Annotated in this window: 22 protein-coding genes; 6 read left to right on the top strand and 16 right to left on the bottom strand. The window is 64.5% G+C overall.

What is annotated here, in order from left to right; all coding sequences use genetic code 11:
* Positions 1–110: 110 nt before the first annotated feature.
* The 7 genes from VGV07_RS21530 to VGV07_RS21500 form a co-directional block, all read right to left on the bottom strand.
* A complete protein-coding gene (locus VGV07_RS21530) occupies positions 111–1,838 on the bottom strand; it encodes a glycoside hydrolase family 9 protein (RefSeq protein WP_326870790.1) in 1,728 nt (575 codons plus the stop codon).
* A gap of 28 nt (positions 1,839–1,866) precedes the next feature.
* Entirely contained in the window at positions 1,867–2,853 is a 987-nt protein-coding gene (locus tag VGV07_RS21525) for an ABC transporter ATP-binding protein (protein ID WP_326870789.1), read from the bottom strand.
* Positions 2,835–3,800, bottom strand: coding sequence for an ABC transporter ATP-binding protein (locus VGV07_RS21520; RefSeq protein ID WP_326870889.1), 966 nt, complete (start codon positions 3,798–3,800; stop codon positions 2,835–2,837). Before VGV07_RS21520 ends, VGV07_RS21525 begins: the two co-directional genes overlap by 19 nt.
* A 204-nt stretch (positions 3,801–4,004) precedes the next feature.
* Positions 4,005–5,024 carry an ABC transporter permease gene (locus tag VGV07_RS21515; RefSeq protein WP_326870788.1) on the bottom strand — a complete coding sequence of 340 codons (1,020 nt, stop codon included), beginning with the start codon at positions 5,022–5,024 and terminating at the stop codon, positions 4,005–4,007.
* A gap of 175 nt (positions 5,025–5,199) precedes the next feature.
* A complete protein-coding gene (locus VGV07_RS21510; RefSeq protein ID WP_326870787.1) occupies positions 5,200–6,183 on the bottom strand; it encodes an ABC transporter permease in 984 nt (327 codons plus the stop codon).
* Between the two features lie 162 nt (positions 6,184–6,345).
* Complete coding sequence (locus tag VGV07_RS21505; RefSeq protein ID WP_326870786.1) at positions 6,346–8,022, bottom strand: ABC transporter substrate-binding protein; 1,677 nt, start codon at positions 8,020–8,022, stop codon at positions 6,346–6,348.
* Between the two features lie 109 nt (positions 8,023–8,131).
* Positions 8,132–9,184, bottom strand: a complete 1,053-nt coding sequence (locus tag VGV07_RS21500; RefSeq protein ID WP_326870785.1) for a LacI family DNA-binding transcriptional regulator — start codon at positions 9,182–9,184, stop codon at positions 8,132–8,134.
* A gap of 69 nt (positions 9,185–9,253) precedes the next feature.
* Here VGV07_RS21500 and VGV07_RS21495 point away from each other — a divergent pair, with 69 nt between their 5' ends.
* The gene (locus VGV07_RS21495; RefSeq protein ID WP_326870784.1) at positions 9,254–9,826 is read left to right on the top strand and encodes a hypothetical protein; all 573 of its coding nucleotides are present in this window, start codon (positions 9,254–9,256) and stop codon (positions 9,824–9,826) included.
* 28 nt (positions 9,827–9,854) lie between these two features.
* Here VGV07_RS21495 and VGV07_RS21490 read toward each other — a convergent pair whose 3' ends face one another.
* Genes VGV07_RS21490 through VGV07_RS21465 form a run of 6 tightly spaced genes read right to left on the bottom strand, consistent with a single transcriptional unit; the run spans position 9,855 to position 16,076 of the window.
* Positions 9,855–10,595 carry an alpha/beta hydrolase gene (locus tag VGV07_RS21490; RefSeq protein ID WP_326870783.1) on the bottom strand — a complete coding sequence of 247 codons (741 nt, stop codon included), beginning with the start codon at positions 10,593–10,595 and terminating at the stop codon, positions 9,855–9,857.
* A complete protein-coding gene (locus tag VGV07_RS21485) occupies positions 10,588–11,592 on the bottom strand; it encodes an oligopeptide/dipeptide ABC transporter ATP-binding protein (protein ID WP_326870782.1) in 1,005 nt (334 codons plus the stop codon). The genes VGV07_RS21490 and VGV07_RS21485 overlap by 8 nt, the downstream gene beginning before the upstream one ends.
* A gap of 10 nt (positions 11,593–11,602) precedes the next feature.
* Positions 11,603–12,622: an ABC transporter ATP-binding protein gene (locus tag VGV07_RS21480; RefSeq protein ID WP_414649986.1), complete on the bottom strand. Its 1,020-nt coding sequence runs from the start codon at positions 12,620–12,622 to the stop codon at positions 11,603–11,605.
* Positions 12,619–13,494: an ABC transporter permease gene (locus VGV07_RS21475; protein WP_326870781.1), complete on the bottom strand. Its 876-nt coding sequence runs from the start codon at positions 13,492–13,494 to the stop codon at positions 12,619–12,621. Before VGV07_RS21475 ends, VGV07_RS21480 begins: the two co-directional genes overlap by 4 nt.
* 4 nt (positions 13,495–13,498) lie before the next feature.
* Complete coding sequence (locus tag VGV07_RS21470) at positions 13,499–14,440, bottom strand: ABC transporter permease (protein ID WP_326870780.1); 942 nt, start codon at positions 14,438–14,440, stop codon at positions 13,499–13,501.
* Positions 14,441–14,498: 58 nt separating this feature from the next.
* The gene (locus tag VGV07_RS21465) at positions 14,499–16,076 is read right to left on the bottom strand and encodes an ABC transporter substrate-binding protein (RefSeq protein WP_326870779.1); all 1,578 of its coding nucleotides are present in this window, start codon (positions 16,074–16,076) and stop codon (positions 14,499–14,501) included.
* 267 nt (positions 16,077–16,343) lie between these two features.
* On the opposite strand from VGV07_RS21465, the gene VGV07_RS21460 reads away from it, so the two are divergent.
* Entirely contained in the window at positions 16,344–17,345 is a 1,002-nt protein-coding gene (locus tag VGV07_RS21460; RefSeq protein WP_326870778.1) for a LacI family DNA-binding transcriptional regulator, read from the top strand.
* A 130-nt stretch (positions 17,346–17,475) separates the two neighbouring features.
* Here VGV07_RS21460 and VGV07_RS21455 read toward each other — a convergent pair whose 3' ends face one another.
* Positions 17,476–18,408, bottom strand: a complete 933-nt coding sequence (locus VGV07_RS21455; protein ID WP_326870777.1) for an AraC family transcriptional regulator — start codon at positions 18,406–18,408, stop codon at positions 17,476–17,478.
* Between the two features lie 133 nt (positions 18,409–18,541).
* Here VGV07_RS21455 and VGV07_RS21450 point away from each other — a divergent pair, with 133 nt between their 5' ends.
* From VGV07_RS21450 to VGV07_RS21440, 3 genes are all read left to right on the top strand, one after another.
* Entirely contained in the window at positions 18,542–18,844 is a 303-nt protein-coding gene (locus VGV07_RS21450) for a putative quinol monooxygenase (protein WP_326870776.1), read from the top strand.
* Between the two features lie 131 nt (positions 18,845–18,975).
* Entirely contained in the window at positions 18,976–19,923 is a 948-nt protein-coding gene (locus tag VGV07_RS21445; protein WP_326870775.1) for an alpha/beta hydrolase, read from the top strand.
* A 9-nt stretch (positions 19,924–19,932) separates the two neighbouring features.
* Positions 19,933–20,676 (top strand): SDR family oxidoreductase, encoded by a 744-nt coding sequence (locus VGV07_RS21440; RefSeq protein WP_326870774.1) that lies wholly within the window; start codon positions 19,933–19,935, stop codon positions 20,674–20,676.
* A 533-nt stretch (positions 20,677–21,209) separates the two neighbouring features.
* On the opposite strand, the gene VGV07_RS21435 is transcribed toward VGV07_RS21440, so the two are convergent.
* Together VGV07_RS21435 and VGV07_RS21430 are read right to left on the bottom strand one after the other, a co-directional pair.
* The gene (locus VGV07_RS21435; protein ID WP_326870773.1) at positions 21,210–21,632 is read right to left on the bottom strand and encodes a hypothetical protein; all 423 of its coding nucleotides are present in this window, start codon (positions 21,630–21,632) and stop codon (positions 21,210–21,212) included.
* A complete protein-coding gene (locus VGV07_RS21430) occupies positions 21,623–22,513 on the bottom strand; it encodes a ParA family protein (RefSeq protein ID WP_326870772.1) in 891 nt (296 codons plus the stop codon). Before VGV07_RS21430 ends, VGV07_RS21435 begins: the two co-directional genes overlap by 10 nt.
* A 347-nt stretch (positions 22,514–22,860) precedes the next feature.
* Here VGV07_RS21430 and VGV07_RS21425 point away from each other — a divergent pair, with 347 nt between their 5' ends.
* Positions 22,861–24,828 carry a hypothetical protein gene (locus tag VGV07_RS21425; protein ID WP_326870771.1) on the top strand — a complete coding sequence of 656 codons (1,968 nt, stop codon included), beginning with the start codon at positions 22,861–22,863 and terminating at the stop codon, positions 24,826–24,828.
* The last annotated feature ends 302 nt before the right edge of the window (positions 24,829–25,130 follow it).

Genomic DNA, 25,130 nt, shown 5'->3' with positions numbered 1-25,130 from the left:
AAGGGGGAGGGAGACGCTCACGCTGACGCCAGTGTTTTGGTCTCCTCCCCCCTTGCGGGGGAGGGACAGGGTGGGGGGGTACTCTTTCCGCACCGGACTATGGAAAAGGCTCAATACTCCGTCATCGCCAGCAAGAACCACGCTGCGTGCGGGAGCCATTGCTCGCTCCAGCGCCAGGATTGGAACGGGTCCTCGGTTTCGCAGAAGCCGATGGCGGTTTCGTCCGATAGCGACGAGGTGATGCCGTTGCAGATGCCGCCATCGGCATTGGGGAATTTGGTCGGCCCGTAAATCGCCCAGTTGCGGCCGAACCCCTGCAGCATCGACGCGTGGTAGGGGTTGAGGCCGAGGATCCAGTCCAGCGCCCGCTGCGACTGGACGCGTGCAAGTTCGGCGGTTTCCGCATCGATATGCGGCATGGCGCGGCGCAGCGCATAGGCGAGACTGCCGAGCCGGGCGTTCTCGCCCTGCCACCAGTAGCCGCTGTCATTGCCGTGCGGGTAGAAGAACTGCGTACCGATCTCGCCATCGCTTCGCCGCACCAGCTGGCGCGGGTAGGCGAAGGGATTTGCGACCTCGGCAGTGATGCCGGCGAGATGGCGGACCACCTTGCCGAGGGCAACGGAGACGCGGGCCTTGTCAGCCTCGGGAGCGATGGCGAGGTAATCCACCAAAGCGGCGATCGGCAGGCCTTCGTCCGAGGCGTGGAAGAACGGCCGGGTGCCGTTATCGGCGCGCCACCAGCCATCATAGCCATGGCCGCCGGTCAGCCGGTCGAGCAGGCTCGTGGCGCGTTCGCCGGCTTTGACCAGATACTCGGGCTTCCCGGTTGAGCGGCTGAGTTCGGTGGCGGCGAGCAGCGCGCAGTAATCGTCGATGATGTTTTCTTCGCCATTGTCGAGATACTCGAGGTTGTGCACGTCGAGATGCGCGAAAGCGCGCTCAGCGGTCGCCAGATACTGCGCAGCGGTGAACTCGCCGTCCTGCTTGAGCCGGGCGGCGCGGGCGAGAGCGGCAATGGCCATGCCGCCGCCCTGGCGGTAGCCGGCTTCCCAGCTGTCGTGCTTGTGGCCCTTCTGCGTTGAGTACGAGCAGATCTCGCGCTGCGCCGATTCGCCCGACCAGCGATCGAACACCGTCATGTAGAACATCCCGGCCGGATCGCACATGCGCACCAGGAAATCGGCGCCCCACAGCGCCTCGGCGCGGAAGTCCGCATGCAGCGGCTTATCGATATGCGGACAGATCGCGGCCTTCGACAGCGCCCACACCACCAGCGGGGTCTGCTGCGGGTTCATGAAATTGGCATAGCTCAGGTGGCTCAGGTATTTCGACACGTCGCCCGAGGCGTCGTACCAGCCGCCATGCACGTCGGCGCGGGCGTTGCGCTTGTTGCCGATGAAGCCGACGGCGCGGTCGGCGCCGAGATAGGGCTCGGCGGTGCGCTGGCTATGGAAATAACCGAGCAAGGCGGCGGGGAAGCGCGCGGCGTAGAGCTTGGCGGCGATCTCGAACGGCTCCGAGACGAGGCGGGCGCCCGTGGCATCGAGGGCTTCGAGCAGGAAACTGCCGGTGCCGGTGAAGGCGGTGAACTCGGCACCCTGCCAGCGCTGGGGCTTCCAATTGTCGACGCCCGTGGCCTCGGCGGGCGTGGTTTCGAAGACGATCTCGCCGGTCGCCGCATCACGCAGCCGTAGGGCGATGAAATCGGGACCGCCACCGAGGGCGAGGACAGCGAATTTCGGGCCGGCCGCCTCGTAGCCGACCTGGTTGGTGGCGATGGCTCGGCTCGAGAACAGCGCAGGATACTGGGCGTTGATCGCCAAAAGCTGGTTCATTGGAAGGTCCGGTCAGAGGTCGTGGCAACTAGAGGTGGTGGCAGCGCGCCATGTGGCTGTCGCCGACGGGCGTGGGGTCGGGCATCATCTCGCGACAGATGTCGGTGGCCCGCGGGCAACGCGGTGCAAACGGGCAGCCGCGGCTTTCGGCGGTCCAGAGCGGGATATCGGTGGCACGACGCACCGCAGCGCCGCTGATCTTGTTTTTCGGGTTGGGCACCGCCGCGATGAGCAACTGGGTGTAGGGGTGACGGGGGTGGTCGGTGATCGCCTCGCTCGGACCCTGTTCGACCAGGTGGCCGGCATACATCACTGCAGTGTCTTCGGCGAAGTAGCGTGCGGTGGCGATGTCGTGGGTGATGTAAAGCGCGGCGAGGTTCTTCTCGCGCTTCAGGTCATCGAGCAGGTTAAGGATGCCGAGGCGCACCGAGACGTCGAGCATCGAGGTCGGCTCATCGGCCAGCAGCACGGTGGGGTTCACCGAGAGGGCTCGGGCGATGGCGACACGCTGGCGCTGCCCGCCGGAGAGTTCATGTGGACGGCGCTTCAGATATTCCGGGGCCGGGACGAGGCCGACCTGGGTGAGCAGGGCTTCGCTCTGGGTCCGCACCTGTTTGCTGCTGAGCTCGGGCCGATGGAGGCGCAGCGGCCGCTCGAGGATGTAGCCGATGGTCTGGGTCGGGTTCAGCGAGCCGAACGGATCCTGAAAGATCATCTGCACCTGGGCGCGATAGTCGGTGAGCGCCTTGCCGCTAAGCCTGCCGATATCGGCGCCGCGGAAACTGATCTCGCCGGCGGCCGGTTCGTAGACGCGGGCCAGCATGCGGGCGCAGGTGGATTTGCCGGAGCCGGACTCGCCGACGAGGGCCAGGGCGCGGCCGGGAGTGAGCTTCAACGAAATGCCCGACAGCGCCCGTAGCGTGGTGCGCTTGCCGACGAGGCCGCCAAGCGTAAAGCGCATATCGACATCGTGCATCTCGAGGATCGGTGCCTCGCTCATGACAGCAGATGACATGCAGCTTCTCCTCCGGTGGCGGGGGTGGGGCGAAGTTCGGGGGCAAGCCGCACGCAGATCGGGATGGCCTCGCCGCAGCGTGGCGAGAAGCGACAGCCCTCGGGCAGGGCGCTGAGGCTGGGCGGCGAGCCGGCAATGCCCTCGAGGCGGACGCGCGGCCCGCTGAGCGGCGGGAACGAGCGGCCAAGCGCCCGGGTATAGGGGTGCTGCGGGGCGGTGAGGATGGCGCTCGCCGGCGCCACTTCCACCAGTTCGCCGGCATACATCACGCCGATCCGGTCGCAGAACTCGATCATCAGCCCGAGATCGTGGGTGATGAACAGGACCGAGAAGCCGAAGCGGGCTTTGAGCGCACAGATCTGCTCGATGATGTCGCGCTGCACCACCACGTCGAGCGCAGTCGTGGGCTCGTCCATGATGATCAGCCTGGGCTCGAGCGCCAATGCCATGGCGATGCAGATGCGCTGGCGCATACCGCCCGAGAACTGGTGCGGATAATCGTCAAGGCGGCGCGGGCTGATGCCGACCAGTTCGAACAGTTCGGCGGTACGGGCCAGAGTTTCAGCGCGGCTGGCCTTCGGCCGATGCGCGAGGATGGCGTCCTCGATCTGCTCGGAGACCTTGATCACCGGGTTCAGCGCGTTCATCGCCGACTGGAAGACGAAGCTGACTTCGCTCCAGCGATAGCGGCGCAGCCGCTCGGCGGAAAAGCTCAGCACGTCCTCGCCCAGGAAGCGAACGGCGCCGCCCGAAACGAGGCCGGGCAGGCGGGTGAGCCGGGCCAGCGCGAAGGCGACGGTGGATTTGCCGCAGCCGCTTTCCCCGGCGAGCCCGAAAGCTTCGCCGGGGCGGATATCGAAGTCGATGCCGTTGACGGCACGCGACACGGTGTTGGCGCCGACATAGTCGACGGTGAGGTTGCGGACTTCGATCAGGGGAGGCGTCAGCATGGGTTCTTCCTGCTTGATCGATGGATGCCGTCGGCCTCCAAAAAGGCCCCCTCACCCGGCCCTTCGGGCCGACCTCTCCCCCAAGGGAGAGGTGTTGCTGCGGCACCGCCGTGCCCCTCTTCACCTCTCCCTTGGGGGGAGAGGTCGCCGCGCAGCGGCGGGTGAGGGGGCCTTTTGCCCGCACCGGTCTTTTCGATCGCGTCAGACAAAATCGGCACTCCGGTTGCGGCGCTTGAGGAACCGGCGGATGGGGCCGATGCGGCGGGTGGCAGCGAGCTGCGGGTTGGTGATTTCGTCGACGGCGAAGTTGACCATGACGAGGGCCGCGCCGGTCAGCATGATGGCGATGGCAGGGGGCCAGATTTCGTACCAGGCGCCGGTCTGCAGGGCCTGGGCCCGCATGGCCCAGTAGAGCATGGTGCCCCAGGTCACCGAGTTGGGACTGCCCAGCCCGATGAACTCGAGCGCCGCCTCGGCGAGGATGCCGTAGATGGTGGCAAGCACGAAGCCGCCGACCACGAACGAGCTCATGTTGGGCAGGATCTCGCGGACGATGATCCGCCACTTCTTTTCGCCCATCAGCTCGGCGGCGAGCACGAATTCCCGGTTCTTCAGCGCCAGGGTCTGGGTACGGATGGTGCGCGCACTCCAGCCCCAGCCAGTCAAGGCAAGAACGAGGCCGATTACGGTCGGCGACGCCTCCTCGATGAAGCTGGCGAGCACGATGATCAGGGGCAACGCCGGCAGCACCAGTGAGACATTGACGAAGAAGGTCAGCACCTCGTCGGTCTTGCCGCCGAAATAGCCGGCGGAGATGCCCATCGCGAGGCCGATCAGGGTGGCCGAGAGGCCGGCGATGAAGCCGACGGTGAGGCTGGAGCGGCTGCCTTCGAGCAACTGGCTGAAATTGTCCTTGCCCTGGCGCGAGGTGCCGAGGAAGTGCTCGACCCCCGGCTGCACATGCGGCTTGCCGGCACGGCGATAGGGATCGTAGGGGGTGATCAGCGGCGCCAGCAGCGCGAGCAGCACGAAGATCGCGAGGATGGTGAGCCCGACCATGCCCTTCTTGTTGGTGACGAACAGTTGAGCCCAGCCGGGGAGTTTGGCGAGGAGACGCGAGCGCGGCTTGACGCCGAGCTCGGTCATCAGTTCGCGCTGGGTCGGGGCGGTGAGCTCGGCCCGCGGGGCGGCCGTGGCGATGGCGGGGAGGATGTCGGTCATGGGGTGAACCTCGTGGCCGGTGGCGGTGGACCCCCACCCCTGCCCCCTCCCCGCAAGGGGGAGGGTGTCCTGCGCTCCCAAGTCTTCGCCCCACGCACACCAAGCCAGTGTTGGCGTCTCCCTCCTTCTTGCGGGGAGGGGGCAGGGGTGGAGGTCAGCAAGCACCAGCCCATCATCATGCCCTCCCCGCCGAACGAAGCCGCGGGTCGAGGATGATGTTCAGCACGTCGGAGGCGAGGTTGGCGACGAGCACGCTCATGGTGAGCAGGATCAGTTGCGCCTGGATGAAGGAATAGTCGCGGGTCTGGATGGCGTTGAGGGTGAACTTGCCGAGCCCGGGATAGTTGAACACCACCTCGGTGATGAACGCGCCGCCCAGCACGAAGCCGATCGACAGCGCCAGCGAGGTGATTTGCGGCAGGATGGCGTTGCGCGCCACGTAGCGGTTGCGGATACGCCGGTCGGAGAGGCCCTTGGCCTTGGCAAGGAGGACGAAATCCTCGTTGAGCAGGTTGATCATGGTGTTGCGCATGCCCAGGTGCCAGGCGCCGAAACTGACGATGACGATCGAGGCCACCGGCAGCACGGCATGCCAGGCGACGCTCAGCAGCGTTTCGAGGTTGAAGCCGGGGGTGAGGTTCATTTCGTGGGCGCGGCCGAGCGGGAAGATCGGCCACTGCATGGTGAAGGCGTACCAGAGCAGCAGCGCCACGACCGCCGGGGTGAAGGCGTTGAGCATCACATTGATCGGGGTGAAGAAGGTGTCGAAGAAGCCGCCCCGCCGCCAGGCCGACCATATGCCCATGGTGATGCCGATGCCGAAGGACAGCGCGGTGGCGGCGCCGACGAGGACCAGGGTCCAGCCGGCTGCGTAGAACAACAGGCTAGCCGTCGGCTCGGGGAAGTTGACGGTCGAGATGCCGAAATCGAAATGCGCGAGGCGCCAGAGATATTGCAGGTACTGGTCCCACAGCGAGCCCGAAAAGCCATAGGTCTTGCGGATGGCGTCGATCTGGTCGGGCCGGAGCTTGCCGCGCAGCGACAACAGGATTCGCGTCGCCGGATCGCCCGGCATCAGCCGCGGGATCAGGAAGTTGAGGGTGATCGCGACGAAGAACGCCCCGAAATAGAAGCCCAGCCTGCGTAGAAGGAATGCCATTTTATGCCGTCCTGCCCCTCACCCTGACCCTCTCCCCAGCGGGGAGAGGGGACGCATGTCGCACTGCCCTTGCCCCCATCGCCCCCTCTCCCCACTGGGGAGAGGTTAACGGATGAGGGCCGGATGGCCCTCACCGCGGGGTAAGGGGCAGAAGTCCTCAGCCTACTTCGCCACCGGTGTCAGGCTCAGCAGCACCTTCACCCGTTCGTGGATGCCGGCGGGGTTGTTGGGGCGGGCCCAGGCGTTGGACTCGTCCGGCCAGCCGGTAAAGTTGCGGGTCGAATACTCGTACCAGGCGGGGTTCGAGAACAGCGTGATGACCGGCAGATTCTCGGCCACCTGCGTCATCACCGAGGTGATCTTTGCCTTTTGCACGGTAACATCGGCGGTGGCGCTGATGGCGGCGAGGTCGGCCTCGATGCACGGGATCTTCATCTGGTGCATGGCCTGCTCGTTGAGCGTGCCGGGCACCATCGAGCGCGGGTTGAACATCGAATAATAGGTGAACCAGGGGGTCGAACTCAGGTTGGTCCACATGATGTAGACGTCGAAATTGCCGGTCGGGATGTTGTCGAACCAGGCGCCTTCCTCGGGGGTCTCCATCTCGCCGTTGATGCCGACGTCCTGGAGGTTTTCCGAAACGGTCTGCAGGGTATTTACCCAGTCGTCCCAGCCGGCCGGCACCGCCATCTTGAAGGCGATCGGGGTGCCATCGGGGTTGTCGCGCCAGCCGTCGCCATCCTTGTCGACGAAGCCGGCGTCATCGAGCACTTTCTTGGCCGCCTCCGGGTCGTACTGCATCAGGTACTGGTAGGGCGCCAGCGCCGCGGTATCGATCCAGTCCTTGTAGAACATGCCTTCGCCGATCGGGTACTCGGCCGGCGTGGTGAGCCCGAAGGTGGCGATATCGACCAGCGTGCCCCGGTCGATGGCCATCGACATGGCCTTGCGGAACTCGAGGTTGTTGAACGGCGCCTTGGTGGTGTTGAGCTGGAGGTTGGTGCCGGCATCGGGCGGCAGCCAGTAGTGGTTGTCCGGGCTCTTCGATGCATAGGTGATCTCGGGATCGGTGATGCCGTCGGTGGCCCAGTCGAGATCGCCATTGGTGATGGCGGCGATGACCTGCAGGTTGTCGGAAAGCTGCGGGTACTCGATGCAGTCGACCTTCACCTCCGCCGCTTCGCGATAGAGCGGGTTCTTGCAGAGCTTGAAGGCATTGCGCGAGAAATCGCGGACCTCGGTGAAGGGGCCGGTCGCGACCACCTTGGGGTTGGCGTAGTTCACCGGGTCGGCGATATCCTTCCAGATATGCTCGGGCAGCGGAAAGACCGGGCCGATATTGAGCCGCGCCAGCGAGTCGGCGCTCTTCAGCTCGAAGCGGACGGTCAAGTCGTCGACCGCCACCACGTCGACGATCGAGCCGGTGTCCTTTTCGGCGCTGTAGATGTCGTAGCCGATGGGGAAATCGAGGTGCGCCTTGGCGTAGTTGAAGGTGAAGACCACGTCGGCGGCAGTGAACGGCTCGCCGTCGGACCACTTGACGCCCTCACGCAGGTGGTAGGTGACGCTCTTCAGGTCGGCGCCGACCTCGTAGGAGGTGGCGAGCGCCGGAAAGTCATTGTCCGGATGCCAGACATTGTCGATCCACAGCGGCTCATAGGCGAAATCCTGCACATAGGCGTGCGGGCCGGTGAGGTTGTAGGGGTTGTAGTTCTCGACATGCGCATCGGTGTGTACCGGGGCGATGCGGATGATCACCTCGGCTTCGGCGGTGGTCGTAAGGGCGGTGCCGGCAAGCGCCGTGGTGGCGAGAAGGGTCAGTAAACGCAGTCGGTGCATGGCTTTGTCTCTCCCTGTGAGATCGATCCCATATCGATCAGCCGTTTGCAGTCGAAGAAGCTCCTGAGGCGTAGTCCTTGTGTGTCGCGAGATCCTGGTCTCGCTCGGGTCAGCTGGCAGTCAGCGCCGGCGCGGCAGTGCGGGACGTCGGCGAGAGGCTCCGGACCGGGCCGACGCTCTGGCGCATGATCAGCTCGGTGGGGATGGTGATGATCGGCGTGGCCACGGGTTCGCCATCGAGGATGGAGAGCAAGAGCCGAGTGGCGACGCGGCCAGCCTCGTCGACCGGCTGGCGCACCGTGGTGAGCCCGGGGGTCAGATGGCGGGCGTGGAAATTGTCGTCGAAGCCGAGCAGCGAGATTTCCTCGGGGACGCGCTTGCCGGCGGCTTTCAGCGCCAGCAGCGCGCCGGCCGCGACGTCGTCGTCGCCGGCGAAAATCGCGGTGGTCTGTGGACGATCGAGCAGCAGACGCGTCGTCGCTTGCTGGCCGAAGGTCTCCGAGAAACTGCCATGTTCGACATAGATGTCGTCGCGGCTGAGCCCGAACCCGGCCAGCGCCGCGTCGATCCCGCTGAGGCGCTCGTAGGTATCGCGATAGATGGTGCCGCCAGAAAGATAGGCGATGTGACGGTGCCCCGCCTCGAGCAGCAGCCGCATGCCGGCCTCGGCCCCGGTAACGTTGTCGATGGTGACGCGGGCCCGGGCCGGCGGGCACTCATTGCCGCCGACGGTGACCACCGGGGTCCTGGAGCGGGCGATGATCTCCAGCACGTCATCGCGGAGCGCATTTTCGAGGTAGAGAATCAGCCCGTCGCAGGCACGGTCGAGCAGCTCGATGATGGCATGCGCTTCCTCGTCACGATCGGCGTAGCCGGAGGCGACGATGATGCTCTTGCCGGCGCCGCGCGCCGTTTCCTGCATGCCACCGATCATCTGGGCGTAGAACGGGCTCGAGACGTTGACGACCACCCCGCCGATAATGTCGGATCGGTTGGAGCGAAGGCCGCGCGCCATGGTATTGGGTCGATAGCCGAGTTCCTGGATGGCCGCTTCGACGGCCTTCCGGGCTTCGTCCGAGACGTAGCCATTGCCCGCGATCAGCCGTGAAACGGTGGATCGGGAAACGCCGGCCTTCTTCGAGACGTCGGTAATCGTCGCCATGGGAACTCGACATGAGATCGATCCCACATATGAGCGCGACGGTGGCAGAGTTGTCAACGGGGGAACACGATGGCGGGGTTCAAGGTGCAGCGGCTCGACACCAGCACATGGCCGGCCTTTGCGGCGCTGGTCGAGCGCAATAACGGCGTGTGGGGTGGTTGCTGGTGCATGTCGTTCCACCCCGAGGGTGTCGGCAAGGGCCGGGCGCCGGGGCAGAATCGCGCCGACAAGCAGGCCCGCGTCGAGCGTGGCGAGGCGCACGCCGCATTGGTGTTCGACGGCGAGATCTGCGTGGGCTGGTGCCAGTTCGGCTCACCGGCCGAACTGCCGCGGATCAAGGCGCGGCGCGCCTATGAAGCGGAGCCGACGCCGAGGGCGGATTGGCGCATCACCTGCCTATTCGTCGACAAGACGCAGCGCCGGCGCGGCGTTGCCGCCGCAGCGCTGGCCGGTGCGCTGGGCGAGATCGCCCGGCTGGGCGGCGGGACGGTCGAGAGCTTTCCCGAGGACACCGAAGGCCGCTCGGTGTCAGCGTCGTTTCTCCACAATGGCAACCTCGCGATGTTCGAACAGGCCGGGTTCACGCGGCAGCGACGGCTGGGCAAAGACCGCTGGCTGGCAACGGCGGTGGTCAAGCCCTGACATCCGGCGCGGCTCGACGCTTCCCCGCTCAGTTCGAACTGAGAGACAAGGGCCGCAGGGTCGGCAGATCGTGCGACCGGCACCAGTCGCCCAGCATGTCGTTGACCAGAGCGGGGTATTCGAGCGGGGCGCAATGGCCACATTGCTCCAGCGTGACCAGCCGAGAGCCCGGCACCCCGGCGTGGATCTCGCGGGCGCACTCGGGCGGGGTGACGGTGTCGCTGTCGCCCACCAGCACCAGGGTCGGGCAGTCGATCAGCCGCAGCATCGGCCGCGCGTCGGGGCGATTGATGATCGCCTGCTGCTGGCCGCGATAGGCCTCGAAACCCAGCTCCACCGACGCATCGCGCAGCCCGGCGCGGATCTCGGGGTCGAGGGCCTCGAAATCGAGACAGGCCTGCGACATCGTCCTGGGGTTGGCCACCGCCATGCCCTCGCGCTCCGCCAGTTCGAGGATCTCGATGCGTCGCGCCGTGCTGGCCGGATCTTCCGGTCGCGCCGAGGTCGAGATCAGCGTCAGGCTCAGCATGCGGCCGGCGAGTTGCGGCAGCAACTGGAAGGCGATGTAGCCGCCCATAGACCAGGCCGCCAGGTGGAAGCGCGGCGGCAATTGCTCGAGCACGTGCTCGGCCATGGCGGCGATGCTGTCGCAATGCTGGTGCCGCTGCGGCACGATGACCGGCCGCAGGCTCTCGAAGTAGCGGGTCTGGTTGACCCAGGACCGATGGTCGGACTGCAGCCCGGGAAGAAGAACGAGCGGCTCAGGCATGTACGACCTCTGGTGCGTCTGTCGGCAGGTAAAGCGTCTGGGCGTGATGGCAGGCGACGCTGCGGCCGCCGACCTCGCGCAACGCCGGCGCCGCTTCGGCGCAGAGTGCGGTGGCGTGGGCGCAGCGGGTGCGGAAATGGCAGCCAGAGGGCGGCGATAGCGGGCTGGGCATTTCGCCGGCCGGCGCCGTCCGCCTGCCACGGGCGGCTGGCGTTGGTGTCGGCACCGCCGCCAGCAGGGTGCGGGTGTAGGGATGGAGGGGGCGGGAGAATATCGTATCGGTGTCGCCCAGTTCGACGATGCGGCCCAGATACATTACCGCCACCCGATCGGCGACATGGGCGATCACCGACATGTCGTGCGACACGAAGATCAGCGTCAATCCCAGTTCCGCTTGCAGCCGGATGATCAGGTTGAGAATCTGCGCCTGGATCGAAACGTCGAGCGCCGACACCGCCTCGTCGGCCACGATCAGGCGCGGGTTCAGCGCAATGGCGCGGGCAATGCCGATGCGCTGGCACTGGCCGCCGGACAGTTCATGCGGAAAGCGGTCAAGCAGATGCGCACCAAGCCCCACCTGCCGGGCCAGCTCTTCCACCCGCGCCGCGACCTCCGCGGCCGTTCCCATGCCATAGTTGTGCAGCGCCTCGGCGATGATGGCGCGCGCCTTCATGCGTGGGTTCAGCGAGGCATAGGGGTCCTGGAACACCATCTGGAAGTCGCGGCGGGCTCGCTTCAGTGCCGATTTGCCCAGCTTGGCGAGGTCCATGCCGTCGAGCGAAACGCTGCCCTGGCTCGGCGCTTCGAGCTGCATGATGAGGCGGGCGAGCGAAGACTTGCCGCAACCGCTCTCGCCGACGAGGCCCAGCGTCTCGCCTTTTGCCACCTCGAGCGAGACGTCATCGACGGCACGCAGCGTGCGGCGGGGCTGAAACGGGCCGCGCCGGGCCAGCGGGTAGTCCTTGCCGACATGGCTGAGGCTCAGCAACACGCTCATCTCCAGCTCCTCACGATGTCCAGCCCTTGACGATGTCGTTGTCGCGCATGGCATCGAACACCGCCGCCTCGCGGATGCAGGCTGAGCGGTGGCCGGCCTCCACCTGTCGAGATGGTGGCAGTGATGCGCTGCAGGCGGCTTCGGCAAAGCCGCAGCGCGGCGCGAAGAGGCAACTTGCAAGCTGTCGGTCGAGCCTCGGAACCGTACCGGCGATCTCGGTCAGCCGACCGCGGCGGCCGGTACCGTGGCCGGGCAGCGAGCGGAGCAGGGCGGCGGTATAGCCGTGCGACGGACGGGCGAAGATGCGCTCCACCGCACCCTCCTCGACGATGCGCCCGGCATACATCACCATCATCCGATCGGCAGTCGCTGCGACGACACCCAGATCGTGGGTGATCAGCAGCACGCTCATCCCCAGTTCGGCCTTGAGATCGGCGATCAGTTCGAGAATCTGCGCCTGCACCGTGACGTCGAGCGCCGTGGTCGGCTCGTCGGCGATCAGCAGCTCCGGGTCGCAGGCCAGCGCCATGGCGATCATCACGCGTTGCCGTTGCCCGCCCGACAGTTCATGCGGGTATGCGGTCAACCGGTTTCCGGCATCGGGGATCCGAACCAGGTCCAGCATCTGGCGAGCCCGCTGCATCGCCTCTGTGCGGCTCACCGGCTTGTGCCGCCGCACTGCCTCGGCAATCTGCATGCCGATTGTGTGCACCGGGTTGAGCGAGGTCATCGGGTCCTGGAACACCATGCCGATGCGGTTGCCGCGGATCTGCTGCAGTTGCCGTTCCGGCAAGCCGACAAGCTCGGTCCCGGCCATGCGGATGCGGCCCGAGGTGATACGGGCGCTGGCTTTGGGCAGCAGCCCCATCATGGCCATGGCGGTCACGCTCTTGCCGCAGCCGCTTTCCCCAACGAGGCTCAGCGTCTCGCCCCGCGCCACCGAGAACGACACATTGTCGAGGGCGTAGACGCGCTGTTCGCCGCTCAGGAACTCGAGGCTCAGGTTCTCGACGTCGATGATGTTGCTCACAGGGTCGACCTCCGCGATTTGCGCGGGTCGAGCGCGTCGCTCAACCGGTCGCCGAGGATGTTGACCGCCAGCACCAGCAGCGACAGCAGCAGGCCGGGATAGAGCATCAGCACCGGGTGGATGCGGAACTGCTGGCGCGCGTCGGCCATCATGCCGCCCCAGCTCGGCACCTCGGGCGACAGTCCGACGCCGAGGAAGCTGAGCACGGCCGAGGCGATGATCGCCGAGGCACAGGCATAGGTCGCCTGCACCAGCACCGGCCCCAGCGTGTTGGGCAGGATATGGCGCCAGACCAGCGGCAGCCCCGAGGTGCCGATCGAGATGGCGGCGGTGACGTGCAGTTGCTGCCGCACCCCCAGCACCACCGATCGCACCAGCCGCACCATGCGGGGCACCTCGGGAATGGTGATGGCGATGATCACCGTCAGCAGCCCGGCATTCATCAGCGAGGCGAAGGCGATGGCGAGGAGGACGGCAGGGATGGCCATCATCGCGTCGGTGAGGCGCATCACCACTGCGCCACCGATCTGGCTCAACCCCGCGTAGATGCCGATCGAGACCCCAAGGATGGTGACGAGGATAGCGACCGAGAAGCCGACCAGCATCGACACTCGCGTGCCGTAGACGGCGCGGGCATAGACGTCGCGGCCCAGGTGGTCGCGACCCCAGATCGCGGTGTCGCTGGGTGGTTTCAGCCGCTGCGCCGGGTCGATCTTTATGGGATCGCCGGCGAGCAACGGAGCGAAGATCGCAATCAGCACGAAGCCCAGCAGCAGCGCGCAGCAGATCACCGTCGCGGGGTTAAGGCGGGCATGGTGCAGCGCGCGCGACAGGGGCGTGGGGGCCGGGTGGGCGGTATCGGCGAGGCTCATTCCCTTAGCCCCGCACGCGCGGGTCGAGCAGCGCGTAGCTCATGTCGACCAGGATGTTGATGACGATCAGCACGGCAGCAAAAAACAGGATCACCCCCTGGACGATCGGATAGTCGCGCCGGGTGATGGCATCGACGGTGAGGCGGCCGATGCCGGGGATGTTGAACACCGATTCCGTCACCACCACGCCGCCCACCAGGGTGGCGATGCCGATGCCGATCACCGTCACCACCGGGACACCGGCATTTTTGAGGGCATGGACGATCAGGATGCGCAGCGTCGGCAAGCCCTTGGCGCGTGCGGTGCGGATATGGTTCTCGGTCAGCACTTCGAGCATGGCGGCGCGGGTCACCCGCGCGATCAGTGCCGCGAACACCATGGCCAGCGCCACGGCCGGCAGCAGCACGCTGCGCAAGGTGTCGAGCGGCCCGTCGGCCAGCGGGCTGTAGCCCTGCACCGGAAACCATTTGAGGTTCACCGAAAACACATAGGCGAGCAGGTACCCGATGACGAAGACCGGCACGGAAAAGCCGAGTACCGCAAAGCCCATGATGGCGCGGTCGATCCAGCTGTTGGCCTTCCAGGCGGCGATGACGCCGAGCGGCACGGCCAGCAGCACGGTGATGATGATGGTGACCGCCGCGAGCACGAAAGTCGGCTCGATGCGCTGGGCGATCAGCCTCGTCACCGGTTGGCCGGAATAGATCGAGGTGCCGAGGTCGAGCTGCAGCGCGTTGCCGGCCCAGATGGCGAACCGCGTCGGCAGCGGTTCGTTGAGGTGCAGGCGCTCGCGGATCTGCTCCACCTGCGCCGGGGTGGCGTTGTCGCCGGCAATCAGCAGGGCCGGATCGCCCGGCGTCAGGTTGACCAGCGAAAAGATGAAGATGGCGACCAGCAGCAGAATGGGGATGGCCGAGAGCACCCGGCCAGCAAGATAGGCGAACACGAACAACCTCCCTGGCAGGCGCCGCCCGGAACCGGTCCGGGCGGCGCAGAAAGCCAGCTTACTGCTTGCGGCTCACATTCCAGAAGAACGGCACCGGGCTGTCGATGAAGCCTTCGAGGTTGGAGGCGACGCCCTGAGCGAGCGAGGCCTGCCCGAGCGGCACGAACGGCACGAGGTCATAGGCGATGGTCTGCATCTGATCGGCCAATGCCTTCTGCTCGGCAGCGTCCGAGGTTTCGGCGAACGTCGTGCGCAGGGCGCGCAACTCGGCGGAATCGGCCCAACCGAACCAGCCGTCGAGGCCGGCGCCGGCGACGTAGACGTTGGTCATCGGGTTGGATTGGTCGACATAGCCCCAGCCGGTGAAGAACAGGTTCCAGCCGCCATTGGCAACGGGCTCCTTGCTGGCGCGACGGGTCGAGACCGAGGCCCAGTCGGTCATCTGCTCGTCCACCACGAAGCCGGCTTCCTCGAGCATGGGTTTGAGTACCGAATAGGCGTGGTCGTGAAACGGGATATCGGTGACGTGCGGCAGGAACACCGGCGTGCCGTCATAGCCGGCCTCGGCCAGCAGCGCCTTCGTCCTGGCCGGGTCGCGGGTCATGATGCGGTCGGTGTTGGCCGTGCTTTCGTAGGGCGAGCCGCAGAAGAAGATAGCGACGCAGATCTGGTAGAGCTGGGTCTGCTCGCCGAAGATCGCCTGCATGAACGGCGTCGGTTCGAGCGCCCATTGCAGCGCCTCGCGCACCCTCGGGTTATCGAAGGGCGGGTTGAGGTGGTTGACCACCAGCTGCAGGCTGTTGCCGGCCTGCGGATTGGCGAAGACATGGGCGGACTCGCTGCCCTCGAACAGCGGGATCAGGTCGGCGGCGACGTCTTCGATCCAGTCGATCTCGCCGTTCAGCAAGGCGTCCACAGCCTGTGACGAGTCCGGAATGTAGCGGATCTCGATGCGGTCGAATTTGGCGACCTTGCCACCGGCCGCCATGCTGGCGGGCTCGGAGCGGGGCACGTAATCGGCGAACTTTTCATAGACCGCGACGCTGCCCGGCACCCACTCCTCGGCAACCATGCGGAAGGGCCCCGAGCCGATGGCTTCGGTCACCGGGGTGGTCGGATCGTTGGCGGCAAGGCGGGCCGGCATGATGAACGGCACGTTGGACGAGATCTTGCCCAGCGCCGGCAGTACCTGAGCCCAGGGCTCCTTCATCTTGAGCACGATGGTCTTGTCGTCGGTGGCGGTCAGCGACTCGTGCTTGGAGAACAGGATCTTGCCCAGCCCGTCGACCTTGCCCCAGCGCTCAAGCGAAGCCACGGCGTCGGCGGCGGTGACGGCGGCGCCGTCGTGGAACTTCAGCCCGTCGCGCAGGGTGATGGTGTAGGTCAGCTGGTCGTCGGAGATGGCGACGCCCTCAGCCATCTGTGGCTGCACCTTGAAATCGGCGTCGAGCGCGAACAGCGTGTCGTAGATCAGGTAGGCGCTGTTGCGGATGGTGAAATTGGTCGTGGCGATCGGGTCGACCGAGTTGATGTCGCCATTCATGCGCAGTCGCAGCACCTCCTCGGCGGTTGCGCCGAAGGTGCCTGCCATCAGCATGGCGGCAAGGCCGGCTATGGCCAGTGATTTCAGTCTCATGAACTTCCCTCCCAACCGCCCGGTTCGGCGGCACAAAACGTTACGTTATCCTCGCGTCGCTTCCGGCGATTTGTTCAACGGAATGTCGATTTCGTCTACGCGTAACGTTTTGTGTCTAGCCTTGCTGCAATGGATGCGCAAGTCCCCTTAGGTCGTATGCGCCCCCTGCGCCGGTGAGGAATCGGGCGAATCCTGGGAGCAGAGTGGCCGTCCGGCGTTGACGTAACGTTTTGTGTGGGGTTGAAGAGGCAAGGTTCGGAGTGCCGCATGCCCACCATTCGCGACGTCGCGCGCATCGCCAATGTCTCGATCACCACGGTGTCGGCCACGCTCAACGGCACCGCACCGGTGAGCGAGGAGCTGCGAGCGCGGGTCTGGGCGGCGGTGGAAGAGGCGGGCTATCATCCCGATCCGGTGGCGCGAAATCTCCGAAGAGGCGTCTCCGATACCGTAGGCCTGATCGTGCCCGATATCGCCACGCCGTGGGCGGCGCATCTCGCCAAGGCGATGCAATCGGCTTTGTCGGGCCGTGGCTACAACATGCTGTTCGCCAGCAACGAGGATGATCCGGAGCGCGAGTTCCGCGAGATCGAGCTGTTCTCGGCCCACCGGGTCGCCGGCCTGATCGTCGCCCCGACCAGCCACGGCCCGGACTATGCCACGCGGCTCGCCGCGGCGATCCGCACGCCGGCCGTGCTGGTCGACCGCGTCATCCCGGGCAGCCGGTTCGACGCGGTGGCCGACGACAATCACCTGGGGGCCCAGCTCGTTACCCGGCACCTGTTGACGCTGGGGCACCGCAATATCGCATTTCTCGTCGGGCGGCCGGGCATCTCGCCGTCGGACGAGCGCTTCGACGGCTTCTGCGAGACCATGGCGGCAGCCGGTGTCCCGGTCCGTGAAGATCTGGTGCGGCGCTCCTGCTACAAGTTCGATCATGCCTTCACGGCGGTGCAGCAGCTGATGAACATCGGTGCGCCGCCCACGGCGATCGCCTGTATCAATATCGCGCAGCTGCTCGGCACCATGGCGGGGCTGAAGAATATCGGACTGTCGGTGCCGCACGACGTCTCGGTGATCAGCTTCGACGGGTTTCATCCGGCCGAGGGCTGGGCGCCGAGCATCACCTCACTGCATCAGGACATCGCCACCATCAGCGCCCGCGCCTCCGAGCGGCTTTTGGCGCGGATCGCCGGCGACGATGCGGCGCCGGAGGTGATCCGCATCCCGCCGCGTCTGCAGATCCGCGAGTCGTGCGTGGCGGTCTAGCGGGCGCGAAGCCTTGCGACGTCTGGTGTCGTCAACGATCGGAAGGTCCGCTGTGAACACCAGGCGCCATGGTGTCTTTCGGCTTGCATCCGGTGTCGGCACTTGGCCCGCGGTCTCGAGCCGAGCCCTACTACACGACCGCAGGCGCGGCGCCTGTGGTGAGGCCCCGCAACCTCTCGGCGTCCAGACTGGGAGGGGCGCCGAACTGTCGGCGATACTCGCGGCTGAATTGCGAGGGGCTTTCATAGCCGACCCGGAAGCCAACACCTGCCACATCATCAGGATGCGCCACCAGCTGCAGCCGGGCCTCCTGCAGGCGGATCTGCTTCTGGAACTGGATGGGACTCATCGCCGTCACCGCCTGGAAATTGCGGTAGAAAGCCGAGGCGCTCATGCCGCAGACTTCGGCAACCTCCTCGACGCGGAACGAGCGGGAATAGTGCTCCCGTATCCAGCGGACGGCGCGGGCGACATGGCTCAGACTGCTGTCGGCGAGACCGAGCTGGCGTACCGCCGCGCCCTGGTCTCCGACGATCAGCCACCACAGGATTTCACGTTTGATCAGCGGCGCCAGCACATCGAGGTCGCGGGGCCGGTCGAGCAGCCGCACCAGCCGCAACACCGCGTCGAGCAGTTCTGCCGGGGCGTCGCTGACCATCATGCTGGAGGGCGGCGCGCCGGCGGCTCGGCGGGCGCTGCCTGACCCTGCCTGCAACAGCAACTCGGCAATGCTGGGCGGATGCAGCAGCATGCCGAAGCCGAGTGCGGGGTGCTCGGGGGTGGCGCCGACGAACTGCCCGGTGATCGGCAGATCGATCGAGGCCACCAGGTACTGGCCGACGCCATAGCGATAAACTCGCTCGCCGAGCGCGATGCGCTTTTCTCCCTGCGCAATAAGCGCCATCACCGTGCCGCTGGTCGCGAACTCGTGCTCCGAGGCATCGTGCCGCGCGATCATCACGCCCTCGACCGGTGTGGAACCGTCGGGCCGGGCGTGCCGCAAGATAAGGCTTCTGAGTTCGTCGATCTGCATGATGCCTGCATAGCGCGGAGGGGATGTCATTCAAACAATTCTCTCAGGTGTGGTAGGATTAGGCAAGTCAACGATAGCCCGGTTCTACCCCCTTCGCTGCGAGGGGTGGTTTGGTGTCGATGCCGGCGAGCAATGGGCCGACCGGCTCGGAGGACACTCAAAAATGATCATCAAGCACGGCTTTCATGCCGCAATGACCGCCCATCCGGGCAAAGGCGACCACCTCGTCGCGCTGCTGAAGCGCGCGCCCTCGCTCGCCAATGACGATTGCGCCGTCTTCCTGATCGGGCGTTCAGCCAGCAATCCGGACCTCGTCTTCGTCACCGAGGGCTGGTCCACCGCGGAGGCGCATGGGCGCTTTTTCGCCAGCGACGTGGCGAAAGCCTACACCGCCGAGTTCGGCCCGCTGGTCGCCGACACGAGCTATGCCGATGAGGTGCCGCTCGGCGGCAAAGCCACCCTCTAGATCATCCAGTTGGCGGCGCTTTCCAGCCGGAGAGTCTCTCCGGCGCTGGCTGAGGCGCTCCAGCACCCCCGATCCCCGCGACAGCTTTCGCGCCCATTCGGCGTGAGCATCGCTTTCCCAAGGACGATATCATGACTCTGTCTCGCCCCGCTCTCGACGCCGAACTGGCCCGGCTCCTGGCGGAACTGCCGGCGGCGCCGGCGCTCGATGCCGGCACGCTGCCCCTGCTGCGCCAGTACAGGATGCCGGCCGAAGCGTTTCTCGAAGGCCGTTCGATCGAACGGCGTGAACTGACAATAGCGGCCGCGGACGGCGCGGAACTGCCGCTGTCGATGTTCCGCCCGGCGGGGCTCGATGCCGCCGCGCCCTGCATCTACTGGCTGCATGGCGGCGGCATGGTGATGGGCGACCGCTTCGCCAATCTCGACATCCCGCTGGACTGGCTCGAGCGCTTCGAGGCGGTGGTAATGACGCTGGATTACCGGCTGGCGCCGGAAGCAAGCGGCACTACCCTGGTCGAGGACTGCTATGCCGGTCTCGTGTGGGTCGCGGCGCACGCCGCAGAACTCGGCATCGATCCCGGACGCATCATCGTGGCAGGCGCCAGTGCCGGGGGCGGACTGACTGCCGGTATGACGCTGCTTGCCCGCGACCGTGGCGGTCCGGCGATCGCGGCGCAGGTGCTGATCTGCCCCATGCTCGACCATCGCAATGACACTGTATCGAGCGCCCAGTACGTCGCGGGTCCCGCCACCTGGACGCGCGATGCCAATGCCTTCGGTTGGCGCTCGGTGCTCGCCGACGACCCGGCGGTTCCAGCCTACGTGTCGCCGGCGCTGGCGAGCGATCTCGCCAACCTGCCGCCGACCTTCATCGACACCGGTTCGGCCGAAGTGTTCCGTGACGAAGACACCGCCTATGCGAGCCGGATCTGGGCGGCAGGCGGTGAAGCCGAGCTGCATGTCTGGCCCGGCGGCTTCCACGGCTTCGACGCGCTGTTTCCGCAAGCCCGGCTATCCGCGGTGGCGCGCCGGACGCGCAGCGACTGGCTTGGCCGCCTCCTCAGCAAGACCAACTGAAAGACCATCATGAGCACGATCCTCATCACCGGCGCATCCTCGGGCTATGGCCGCGAGACGGCGCAGCATTTTCACCAGCGGGGCTGGACCGTCATCGCCACGATGCGCCGGCCCGAACCCGGCATCCTGCCGCAGTCCGATCGCATGCGGTTGCTCCCGCTCGACGTCACCGACCCCCAGAGCATCGCCGCGTGCATCATGGCGGCTGGTCCGATCGACGTGCTGGTCAACAATGCCGGGGTCGGGATGGGCGGCGCTTTCGAGGCCGCGTCGCTGACCGACATCCGCCGCATCTTCGAGACGAACACCTTCGGCGTGATGGCGATGATCCATGCGGTGCTGCCGGCAATGCGCGAGCGGGGCAGTGGCATCCTCGTGAACGTCACCTCGTCGGCAACTCTGGCCGCTTTCCCATTCTCTGCGCCCTATACGGCGAGCAAGACGGCTATCGAGGGATTCTCGGAAGCACTGGTGCCCGAACTCGCGCCATTCGGCCTCAAGGTGAAGCTGGTCGAACCCGGTCTCGGCCTCAGCACCCGCTTCGCAGAGAACTCGGCGTTCGACTTTGCCGCCCACGTTCCGGCAGCCTATGCCGCGCACGCAACCGAGGTGTTCGGCGCCCGCCCGGCTGCGTCCACCCGGGAGAGCGATGTGGCCGAGGCAGTATGGCGGGCCGCGCACGACGCGACGGGGCAACTGCGCTTTCCTGCCGGCGCCGATGCGCTGGAGCTATGGGACAAGCGATCCTGGTAGCCGACGGGAGCGATCGCGCCCAGGCTCAAGGCTCCGACGGGATGGCGGGCGGACCATCCGCCCCCATCTTCATTTCCAGAGGCAATCGGCGGTTCTGGGCGGTGCGGGATCGACCCGCTCCGCCCCAAATCGCACGGGCCGCCGCGATGAGCGTCCGGGTGGATCCTGGTAATCGGCTGCTGCCGTCCACAGGATCGGCGGCAGAGTCGCGAGGTACAGCGGGGCAGCGGCCTGCGAAGCTATCCGCCAGACCGTTGTGTCTACTTGGCTATTTGTGATGAGATCGAAGTGGTGGAGCTGAGCGGAGCGTCCACCAAGGCCTGAAACGTCGGGATTGGCTGGGCTGCCGATGGGCAGTGAGACAAGGATTGTCTCACCTCGTGGCACCACCTTTGCTCTGACCTGAGAGATTTGCAAGGCTAGAGACCCCGTGGTTGCCGTCCACGCCTCTATCAATCTTTCAGTGTCGGAAATGGTGGCTCGCCGGGAGGAACGCCCACCACAGTCTGCACGCCCGGATTGCCTGGCTGCAGTTATCGCTTCCTGTCGTCGCTATGCCCTTTGGCAACGCGCTGAAACATTCCAAGCTCACTTACCTCGCGAGCTGCGTAGTCTACGAGCTTGACGCGGAGTTTTCCTGCTGGAGATATCCCCATACCGCTCAGTAGCGTCGAAAGCTCAGAATTCGAAACAAGTCTCTCGGTGAAATACCTCTTCAGCTCGTCCTGAGAAAGACCAAGAAGAAACTCCGTCGGTTTGTCGATCCTCTGGATCGGCGTCATCACTAGTTCAATTGCCAGTTGCCGCCGCGTCATCTTTGGATCAACCGATAGGCCATTCTCACGCGCGAGCACCATCAACTCCGAATTCGTCAGCGTGCTCTTTTCAAGACCCGCTAATGCGCCCTGCGGCCCTAGCCATTCCGCTAGTTGCCTTACGTTGATGGTCATGGGCATTTGGATAGGAACTCTTTCGTAAGGTCGAGGAACTGCCCCGATTGCTTGTCAGCGTTTGCGCCGGTGATGTCGTATACGGGCACGCGACCGGCAGCTGCCTGTCTTAGGCCGTCACCCTCCGTGACATAGTTGTCAAATACGCCGCCAGTACGACGAAGCCTGTTGTACTCCGTCTGTTCAGTCTGCTTTAGCCCTCCACCCCACTCTCTGGCCATCATTCCGATGGAGCCGGAGAACTGCGTGTCTTGGTAGTCTACCTTTGAAAGGCTCTTGCTAATCATCTCAACGTCCGCGTTGACGTTGTTGATCTCACCTATGATGGTCGCGACGCCTATGGACGATTGTCGGTCCAACTTTACCGGCGAAACGCAGTGTGTCGCCGCATAAGTCACCGAGCGCAGGACGTCAGATACCTCCGGGTGACTATCAATTACAACGTAATCGTACCCGCCCTTGAGTGGAGTCAGCACATAATCGATCATCTGCATGTGCTCAAGCAGAGATAGATTGTTCTGTCTTATGTTGTTTGTGCTTGGCAATCTGTCAGTAGAAACGGTGGATAGGCGTGGGTCGGCCGTTATCACGTCAATTGTCGTAGAGTGATCCCGCCACTGCCTGATGTCGACGTCAGGCGTGCGCGCTCCGGCGCTGTACAGTTGTTGATATTTATGAAAGAGGGTTGTCCCAGGAGACTCACCTGATGCGAACTTCTCTATTAGGTCAGGAAAGAAGCGTCCCGAAATCCCGCCGCGCTGATAGTCTGCATCAACGACGAGTACCTTTTTCTGGTGAAATCGATTAAGTGCGATTGCGATGTGATAGCTCGCGGTTGTCTTGCCCACGCCGCCCTTTTCGCTGATAAATGCGACAACCGTTGCCATTGCTTTTCCAACCTCGTTTGAGCGGGAGCCTAAAGAGGCGCTGGTGTGGTTGGCAAGGTTGCTCGCGAGTTTCTCACTGAAGGACCAAGGCGCGATCCACGTTTGCGCAGTTCATGGCGGAGAGGGCTCCCAGGAAGCGGCCAGGGCGGGCGGCCAAAGTTGGACGAAGCGCGGCACCGAGGGCGAGCTACACTACAGGGGAATTTATGGCCGTTAGATCAGGCGCTGGCGCGTCGGTGGCGTCCGGTGCGGGATTCCAGGCAAGAGTTGCAGCGTATTTCGTAGCGTGTCGTATGACACAGATGGCTATGCCAGCAGTGCCGCATGGCATCCCTTTGAAGGTTTCGATGGAGACCAACGAAGCGGTCGATGACCTGCAGGTTGCGTTTGACAGCGGGAAACGAGCAGCCTTCCAAGCCAAGCGAACCATCTCGTTTTCCACGCTTGCGAATGCCGAGTTTGTTTCTGTCGTGAAGCAGTTCGTCGCTCACGAGATGCGCTCGGACGGGGGAGTTGACGAGAGCTACTATCTTGTTACGTCGAGTACAGCATCGAAGCGTATTACGGGCGATTTGTTGGCAGCTCTCAACGCCGCAAGGGACTGTTCGCCCCAGGTGTTTGAACGTGATCAGCCGAAGGCGATCGTTGATACCTACTCAGAGGTTCTGACGGCCATTCTGAGCATACTAGACCAACTCTATGGAGGAGCCGACGAGCCTTGGGCGCGTATGCTGCTCTCGAAGTCCTACGTGATCGTACTGGACATCGACCCGAACTCGTCGCTGGAGCAGGCCCTCGTACTCGCTCTACATGCCAAGGGATACGCTGCTCCATCCGAGATGTGGGGGAAGCTCGTTGCCGACTGCTTGGAATGGGCGCGGCGCCGGCTAACTGTCGATCTGTCGGACATAGAGAAAACGTACAGTCACCTAAAGGTCGTGGCGCCTCAGGCGATCAACGCGACAGAGCACCAATATCTCAGGGTACAGCTGAACGTTGACGGGTTTGAGGTGGGTCGGGAGCTTGTGGTCGCCCGCGCCCTCAACGACCTACCTATCATGAAGACGGGTATGTTGGGCCTCTTCGAGTTCTATCGGTTTGATGACGACTGTCGTCCGCGACTCCGCTTTGAAGGTGATCGCATCATACTCGGCAGTGGTGACGAGCTTGAGCTTTGGGGCAGGTTCGCAACGTGGACCGGGCTAAATCGGTACATCGATGAAAACATCGAACGCCTAGGGCGGGAAGAAGTCATCGTCTTCCCAATGAATGATGACCGAGACCGTGAGACTGACCTATGTGCAAAGACACACCGAAAGGCCCTAGAGGCCGTGGCGCAGAGCCGTGATGGGACCAAATGTGTTCATTGCGAGTTGCCGGTTACGGCGAGCATGTCTCCTGTCGTAGAGTATGGAGACGGTCCTGATCTTTCCTTTGGCATATCGCACAGGGAATGTGTGCTGCCGACCGATCGCGTCATGGGTCGCGCGGACAGCGAGATGTTTGGGGAGAACCCGGAGCTAGTGAACTTTGACGTGAACTCGTGGTTCAATGCAGCCCACGGAGGACACGGAGTGTTTGTCGGCATCAACGCCAGCAAACAGGCGATCGCTCCAGTCATTTGGGGCGGCATTCCCCCGCTCGAAGACAAAGTTGGAAAGTACGTTGTTGCACTGGTGATGAAGGATGGGAGTGAGCAGCTCACTTCAAACCGAGGCCTCATCCAGCGGTTCACAAAGCAGCATGCAGAAGCGCTAGCTTTGAAGCTGAATACCACTGTTGAGCAGTCAACGAAGGATGGCGATCCGCTTAGTTGCTCTGACCAAACTCGTGCCTTCGGTCCTCGGTCTCTACTTGTCAGCAAGTTGGGCGGAAGCGAGAAAATTCAAGCTATTGTTGATGTTCGGATACGTCCGTACGAAGCAAGGGAAGCGGCCCGATACCCAGGTCCAAGGAGCTGGTATGCGCCGCTGCTGATTCTCAGGGAATCCGAAACGTTGGTGCCCGTGATCCTGACCAACGCCATCCCGGCGATCAGTGATCCTCTGGCGCTTGGACGCCACATGGAAAACTGGCGTAACGCTGGATACCATCTCCCGGCCTGTCACCTGGAGAGCCTCCTTACAGATGCTCAGGTGGATCAACTGCTAGACAAATTCGAGGGAACTGAGGTTGGGGTTATCATTGATCCATTGTTCTCCGAGGACGGGAGTGGCGAGCTAGTGCACGGCCATCCGATATATCCGCTATCGGAGATGGAGAGGGGGCAGCACCATGAATCGGTTGCCGCCGAGGGAGCGTCCACCATGGTCTGAAACGCGGGAATAGCCTGGTTGCAGATGGGCTGCGAGACGATCATTGTCTCACCTGCGTGACACTCTTCGTGGTGCATCGCTAGATTTGCAAGGCTGAAGCCGCTACCGCAACCGGCAGCCTGGCGTTCCCATCACGTGTACCGTTCCAAGTTACCAGGAAGGGACCGCAAACCAGAGCAGTCCACACAGGCTGTCCAGCTGCTATGCGGGAAAGAAACGCAGGCTCCCTCTAGGATGGTGAGGGATGAGGCGGCCAACGTGAGTACTGAGGCGAACGGGAGGCTAACGCGCCATTGCCTTGA

The sequence above is a fragment of the Devosia sp. genome, from assembly GCF_035944845.1.
Lineage (GTDB): Bacteria > Pseudomonadota > Alphaproteobacteria > Rhizobiales > Devosiaceae > Devosia_A.
This window is presented reverse-complemented; position numbering and strand designations above follow the sequence as displayed.